We start from the raw sequence: 6,161 nt of genomic DNA, 5'->3' as shown, positions 1-6,161 counted from the left end.
TCAATACATCTTCATTCCATAACCACATTAAATTGTTCTGAGATAATGATCGGGTGTTCTTCCAAGGCTTAATAATAATTCGATGCGGCTGTTTCGTTTGAAGTGTTTCTTTCAATATTTCCCATGCCTGAGATTTATTTGATTCGTGAAAACAAAAATCAGCTTCCATTTATCCCCCATTATTTACTCTCTTATTCCAGGCTCGAATAGCTGCCGATTCCGCTTCCTTGTAACTATTTTCCCATTTCGATAACGGACCATCTGTTCCGCAATTCCCGCAGTTAATCCAAGACACATACTCATCCAATGAACCTCTATCCTCATAATCAGGACAAAGATCATTGCTTCCACAAAACGGACACGGCTTAAGTTTCTCTGTCATGTTTCACCTCTGTAGCTCATCAGGAATTTCTACTTCGTCACCGATGTGCTTTCTCACAACTTCACGACATACTGTGATCTGAACAGTTTCACCCCATGACGTTCCGTACCCTCCGCTACCGGCGATCCAATATTCTCTCTTCGTGTGCAATGCAAGTGCTGTTATGTATTTTTCAATCAACTGACCGCATTCACTCCATTCAGCTGAATATTTGGGCATAACATCAAGATTCTTATCTAAATAATCAGCACTCCACCCGTCACAAATAGCGACTGCATAATCCAGCGCACGGCCTGTCAAATTTTCTGTTTTAATCTTCATCTCAAAAATCCTTCCTGTAGGGTTTATTGGGCTTGTCTTCGTTGCGCTTAGCTCGTTGCTCGCCTTCAACTTGATCGAGATGGAACAAGCAAAGGCCCTTTTGTTCGACATATACAGTGTTAGCTTTACCGTGGCGATTGAGGCGCAATATCAACTCTGTCAGCGTCTTGTCCGATTTCTCTTGATAAACAGAGTCACGGTAGACGCCCATCCAGTAATCACAGTCCTGTTCAATCTGGCCTGTGTCTCGGCTGTCAGATGGCATTGGGCGTTTGTTGGCGCGTTCCTCAATATTCCTGTTAAGCTGAGTTAGCAGAACAACAACAGTGTCGAGTTCTTTTGCCAGTATCTTGAGGCCCTTTGTGATGTTGCCATACGCAATATCATTCCGATCCGCTTTCTCAGTCTTCATCAGTGTTAGATAGTCAACACCGATAAAACCTATCTTCCCAACTTTACGCTTGATTTTACGACACTGTGACTGGATATGAGCGAATGACATTCCAGGAGTATCATCAATCCAGATATTGGGAGTATCTTTCAGTTCACCTATAGCCTTACTGAGTAGCGCCCATTCGTACTCATCATCAGAACCACCATACAGCATATCTGTATTCACCCCTGATTTCTGACTTACCATACGCTCAAATAACTGCTCATCTGTCATTTCCATGCTAAACAACAATACCTGATGACCATCACTAGCGACGTTCTTTGCCATCTCAGTTAACACAGTGGTTTTACCCATTTTCGGGCGAGCACCAATAACAAACAGTGATCCGTTGACGATATACTTGGGCGCTAGCATTTCGTCAAAATCTCGGAATCCGGTCTTAAGCCCTCTGTGTAATTCGGGATTATTAAATCTTGCTTCCAGTTTTTCAAAGAAACGCTCGGCAATCTCTCTCATAGGCTTAAGTCCGGTCTTATGGCCCGCAGTACCATTCTCCGATGCTTCACCGATCAACCTTTGAGCCATGTCCATTTTTTCAGCAAATGTGAGGGTACTAGGCGTCATCAACAATCGCTGAATTTCATTGGTTTTCTCAATAGCGTAACGCTCTGCGGCTGTCTCGCGTATCTGCCTGGCATAAGCGACTATGTTCGCCGCGCTGGGAGTGTTCTTGGCAACCTCAGCCAGATACGCAAATCCACCCGATTGATCTGATTTACCCGCACGTTTCAGGCTGTCATCCACAGTAATAATATCTATTGCCTGGTTCTTGCTGTTCATTGTCCGCATTTCAGCGAAAATGAATTTATGCCATGCCATGTAGAACAAGTCAGCTTTGAGCATGGAGAATACATACTGTGAATTGTCGCTCTGGGGGTCTAGCAGTAATGCGCCAATGACGCTCTGCTCCGCTTCGGTGCTGTGGGGTACTTGATTAATGCTGTTTACGGTCATTCGCTCTGTCCTCTTTGACGGATACGTAACATTGGTCGGTGATTAAATAATCCAGGTTTTTCTTGCGCCAGTAGCCGCCTTTGCCATTCGGCCTCTCTTCTGTCATCCATGTGCAGTGCTCGGCAATGTAACCCAGATAGCCTTTCCAGTTCTCCAGAGTAAACGGCCTCTGGTGCTTGGTCTGGTATTCCTTGTTAGCTCGTTGCCAGAACGTGCGCATCTTGGATTTTCTAGCGTCTCGCAGGACAGTAACCTTAGCCATCTCCGGCAGAATTTCATGATAGGCGTCGATCATGGCCTGGTAGGGAACCGGTATAGTCTTTTTAGACTGAGATTTCTTGACAGACTGAGGCGGGTTGTTTTCATCAGAAAACTCACCAACTACATCGTTAGATGTAGTTATATATTCTTGTTCTAATAACTTCTTACTCTGTTTGACCTGATTTGTTACCAACTTTGTTACCTGACTTCGCTCTAAAACCGCGTCATCACTGGGTTTGTTTGTTACCTGATTAGTGACCTCGTTTGTTACCTCAAAATCACCCTGATAATCAGCGTAATTTGTGATGGTGATCACTGTCCCATGCCGGTTACCGCTGAACGTTAGCATCCCCTCAGAGGAAAAGAATTCCAACATGTCTCTAACCTGTTTTTGTGTCTTCTCATTGCCTTTAGAATCTCTGAGCTTTCTGGCTAGAATGGGGATTTTTGTCACCAACTGACCAGATCCTAAATCCCACTGAACGCCGCTAAATTCAACACTGCGGGGCTTGTATTGAGCCATCCCAATCAATCGAACCCACAAGGCCAATTTAGCCGTATCATTAGCCCATTCCGTGGACAGAAGACTCCTGAACAGTGCGAAATGCCCCTGTTTTTGGTTTTCCATCCGTGTGCTCCTTGAAGTCTTTCTCGCTCCAAAGTCAGCGTATGCAACGTTACTCATGGCTTTTCTTCCCTTTCAGCAGTTCTTCGCGATGTTCCAACCTCAATTGAGCATCGTCCAGTGCTTCCCGAAGTTTCTTTGCTCCTTGCTCCGTGACCGAGCGAACAGCCCGATCACGCATGATGTTTTTATGCACAGCGCTGTAATTAACTTTTTGTTTCATGTATAATTACCTCATATCTAGCTGTAATTGACAGGCCTCATCCGTGGCAGGTAATGAGGCTTTTCTCTTTATCTTCCCTTTTCTTTCCAATGCTTGGATCAGCATTTCGGCATGTTCACCTTCTATGACAACTACAGGCTTATGATCAGGGAGTTGATACGCCCATTCAGGTAAACCATATTTCGCTACCAATTGACTGGCTAATTTAGCAATACGGCCCTTGTCTCTGCTGGATGTTGAAGGATGAATCCCTATTGATTGAGCAAATTGATTATTTCCTGTTTCCAAAATGCATCGAAGCCAAAAACTTTCTAGCGCCTCTGGCTTACAAGTGATTTTGATACTTTTTGCGATATCCATATGTTAAATTTCCTTAAGTTAAAATTAAATTTATAACCCTCAACAGGGTTACGCTCCCCGTTTACAGGGAATCCCCACACTGGCGGGGAATCTACACCTGGATCGGCATAGATGGGGCGGATTGTTAAAGAGCATTAAATCAGGCGATGCCAAACAATTCAGATAAATCAGGTCGCAATTGGCATGCCGGAACTAATCCGTTTGTTGCACGCTCAATACGCAAGGCATTTGTTGCAGATGGTTTTTTATGTCCATGTAACCAGGCCCAAACTGAGGGTTGTTTTACGTTACATATGTCAGCAAGAGCCTGCTGACTACCAACGATGCAAATAGCCTGTTCGATCAATTTATTCATAAAAAAAATAACCTCCACTGTTCGATCATGATGAATAATAACTATAGCTATTCACAAAGTAAAGCTTTAGTTATTTGACTAAATATAGCCCCGGCTATAAATTGTAATTATGGAAAAAATGAAATTTGCAGAACGGCTAAAACTAGCCATGACAATCAGAGATGTTAATCAGACAGAGCTGGCTTCGGCTGTCGGTATGTCTCAACCCAGCGTCTGGAAACTAACATCCGGTAAATCCGCTGGCTCAAGGAAAATAGTCCAAATAGCAAAAACCCTAAATGTTAATCCAGAATGGCTGGCGACTGGCAATGGTGATATGGACGACAATTTAGAGGGGCAATCGAGCAATAACACGATTTCATCACAAAATAGTAACAACAAAAAACAATTTATTAGTAAAAATTCTTCGTGCTCCTATAGGGTAAATCTGTTAGATATTCAAGCGAGCGCGGGGCCAGGCGTAATGGTTAATTCTGAGTTTATAGAAACTATATGTTCAATTGAGTATACAGAAGAAGAAGCTCGAAAGTTATTTGGTGGTAGGCCGGCTGATTCAATAAGAATGATCACGGTTAACGGGGATTCAATGTCAGGAACATTTGAACCGCGAGATCAAATTTTTGTCGACATAACAAAAAATTACTGGGATGGCGACGGTATTTATATTTTTATATTGGAGAACCAAGTATATATCAAGAGACTACAGCTACAGTATAAAAAACTAGCAATTATTTCTGATAATAAGAAGTATGAAACATGGTATCTAGATGAAGACGAAGCTCAAAAGTTGCACATTCAGGGCAAAGTAATGATTAGTCAATCAATCAATTATAGATACCACAGCTAGTAATCAAATTTCAGCCCCATCAACGGGGCCTTTTTACCTCCCTTTCTCCCAAAAAACCTTATCTACATCACACATCAAAATATTAATTAAAAAAATATACCCTTTTCTATCAACAATTTAATATCTTTTTCTATTTTTATATAACTTTAGCTATTTACATTAAAAATAACTTTGGCTATATTAAGCTCATCAAAAGCACAAAGCGAACAGGCAAGGAAAGCCCACGAAGTAGCCGCTACCGGCGTATGAAAAGGTAGATGATTCGCAAGTGCTAAGAAACAGACGCAACAAACAACGAGGAAATCAAAATGAGCAGATTAACTACTTACACAGACAACTTCACTGGAAAAAAATATCACGTTAAACATCTTACTGTTACTCAATTCAAAGGTAACGTTGAAACTGGTGATGTAATTTTCAAAAACTATGACGAACTGAATAGTTGGTTACGCATGATGGGATTCAAGAAGTAACTTTAAGCCCCGCAGAGGGGCCTTAAATACCAGTCTTTTTACTTACAGAGAACTGATATTTAGGAAAAGTAACTACAGTGAAGTTCTCACTCTTAAAATGAATGCCCCGCCCGTGTGGGGAGTCCCTACCCAAAGTGATTTTTGGGGCGTGGTTAGCAGAGTCTAAGGATAGACATAGTGAGTCGCTGTAGTTTGAGCTCCTCATTAAGAGGGCCACAAATTTTTAAACAGCCTCCCGGTTCATTAACCGCGCCCCAAAAATTACTCATCAAGGGGAAATAAATGGAAAATATCACTATTTTACCGACTAGTGGTCGTTTGAATTCAAAGATGCGTCGCTATATAGCACGTGGCAACTTGATCACTCGCAACCGCTTAGAAGAACACATTCGCCAGTCTGAAATAAAAGCTCTTGAGAATATCATCGATAAAGCTTTTGGCGTAGAAACCGAGCCGCGTAAAGTATTAACTCTTAAGCGCAAGCCAGAAAACGATAGCGCAAATGTCATAGCCGGTCTAATCACTCAAGTTAAAGACAGCGAAGAGCCGCAAGAGCCAACACCAAGTTTTGATAACTGTTACTTACCAAATGTGCATCTTTATTCTGTTAATGGTAAAAATAGTAAAAACATTACAGCGAGAGTGTGAATATGGAAATAGTCAAATCAAATCGAGTCATTATTAAGTATCGCACTGCGGACCAAGTTTCATGTGTATCAAATGAATTAGCGGGTTGTTTTATGTATTTCGCTGATGCACGAGATGCAATTGATACTGGCTTATTTTGTCAGAAGCTAGTTTCTAATTATTATTCCGGTGATGATCGACAAGACTTTCTCGGCAAACCATTTGTAATTAAAAACAGAGATGAACTCACGCCAGATGAGAGCAGTATTGCCAATTAAC

General features: G+C 41.9%; 11 protein-coding genes. 4 read left to right on the top strand and 7 right to left on the bottom strand.

Annotated features, from left to right (window positions below; translation table 11 throughout):
* Positions 1-169: 169 nt before the first annotated feature.
* The 7 genes from AACQ83_RS24825 to AACQ83_RS23075 form a co-directional block, all read right to left on the bottom strand.
* Positions 170-382 carry a Lar family restriction alleviation protein gene (locus AACQ83_RS24825; protein ID WP_112879761.1) on the bottom strand — a complete coding sequence of 71 codons (213 nt, stop codon included), beginning with the start codon at positions 380-382 and terminating at the stop codon, positions 170-172.
* A gap of 3 nt (positions 383-385) precedes the next feature.
* Complete coding sequence (locus AACQ83_RS23100; protein ID WP_112879760.1) at positions 386-703, bottom strand: DUF2591 family protein; 318 nt, start codon at positions 701-703, stop codon at positions 386-388.
* A gap of 1 nt (position 704) precedes the next feature.
* Positions 705-2,111, bottom strand: a complete 1,407-nt coding sequence (locus AACQ83_RS23095; RefSeq protein ID WP_240000906.1) for a replicative DNA helicase — start codon at positions 2,109-2,111, stop codon at positions 705-707.
* Positions 2,092-2,895: a replication protein gene (locus AACQ83_RS23090; RefSeq protein WP_240000905.1), complete on the bottom strand. Its 804-nt coding sequence runs from the start codon at positions 2,893-2,895 to the stop codon at positions 2,092-2,094. Before AACQ83_RS23090 ends, AACQ83_RS23095 begins: the two co-directional genes overlap by 20 nt.
* A 154-nt stretch (positions 2,896-3,049) precedes the next feature.
* A complete protein-coding gene (locus tag AACQ83_RS23085) occupies positions 3,050-3,220 on the bottom strand; it encodes a hypothetical protein (RefSeq protein WP_192881091.1) in 171 nt (56 codons plus the stop codon).
* 6 nt (positions 3,221-3,226) lie between these two features.
* Complete coding sequence (locus tag AACQ83_RS23080) at positions 3,227-3,580, bottom strand: hypothetical protein (RefSeq protein ID WP_112879759.1); 354 nt, start codon at positions 3,578-3,580, stop codon at positions 3,227-3,229.
* Between the two features lie 139 nt (positions 3,581-3,719).
* Positions 3,720-3,935, bottom strand: coding sequence for a transcriptional regulator (locus AACQ83_RS23075; RefSeq protein ID WP_112879758.1), 216 nt, complete (start codon positions 3,933-3,935; stop codon positions 3,720-3,722).
* Positions 3,936-4,053: 118 nt separating this feature from the next.
* On the opposite strand from AACQ83_RS23075, the gene AACQ83_RS23070 reads away from it, so the two are divergent.
* From AACQ83_RS23070 to AACQ83_RS23055, 4 genes are all read left to right on the top strand, one after another.
* Entirely contained in the window at positions 4,054-4,782 is a 729-nt protein-coding gene (locus AACQ83_RS23070; RefSeq protein WP_112879757.1) for an XRE family transcriptional regulator, read from the top strand.
* Positions 4,783-5,090: 308 nt separating this feature from the next.
* On the top strand, positions 5,091-5,255 hold the full coding sequence (locus tag AACQ83_RS23065) for a hypothetical protein (RefSeq protein WP_192881089.1): 165 nt from the start codon (positions 5,091-5,093) through the stop codon (positions 5,253-5,255).
* Positions 5,256-5,537: 282 nt separating this feature from the next.
* Positions 5,538-5,903, top strand: coding sequence for a transcriptional antitermination N peptide (locus AACQ83_RS23060; RefSeq protein ID WP_112879756.1), 366 nt, complete (start codon positions 5,538-5,540; stop codon positions 5,901-5,903).
* 2 nt (positions 5,904-5,905) lie between these two features.
* Positions 5,906-6,160: a hypothetical protein gene (locus AACQ83_RS23055; RefSeq protein WP_112879755.1), complete on the top strand. Its 255-nt coding sequence runs from the start codon at positions 5,906-5,908 to the stop codon at positions 6,158-6,160.
* The last annotated feature ends 1 nt before the right edge of the window (position 6,161 follow it).

This window comes from Photorhabdus sp. S10-54 (assembly GCF_963878145.1).
Lineage (GTDB): Bacteria > Pseudomonadota > Gammaproteobacteria > Enterobacterales > Enterobacteriaceae > Photorhabdus > Photorhabdus kayaii.
Note: the sequence above shows the minus strand (reverse complement) of the source record. Positions and strands in the feature narration are given on the sequence as shown.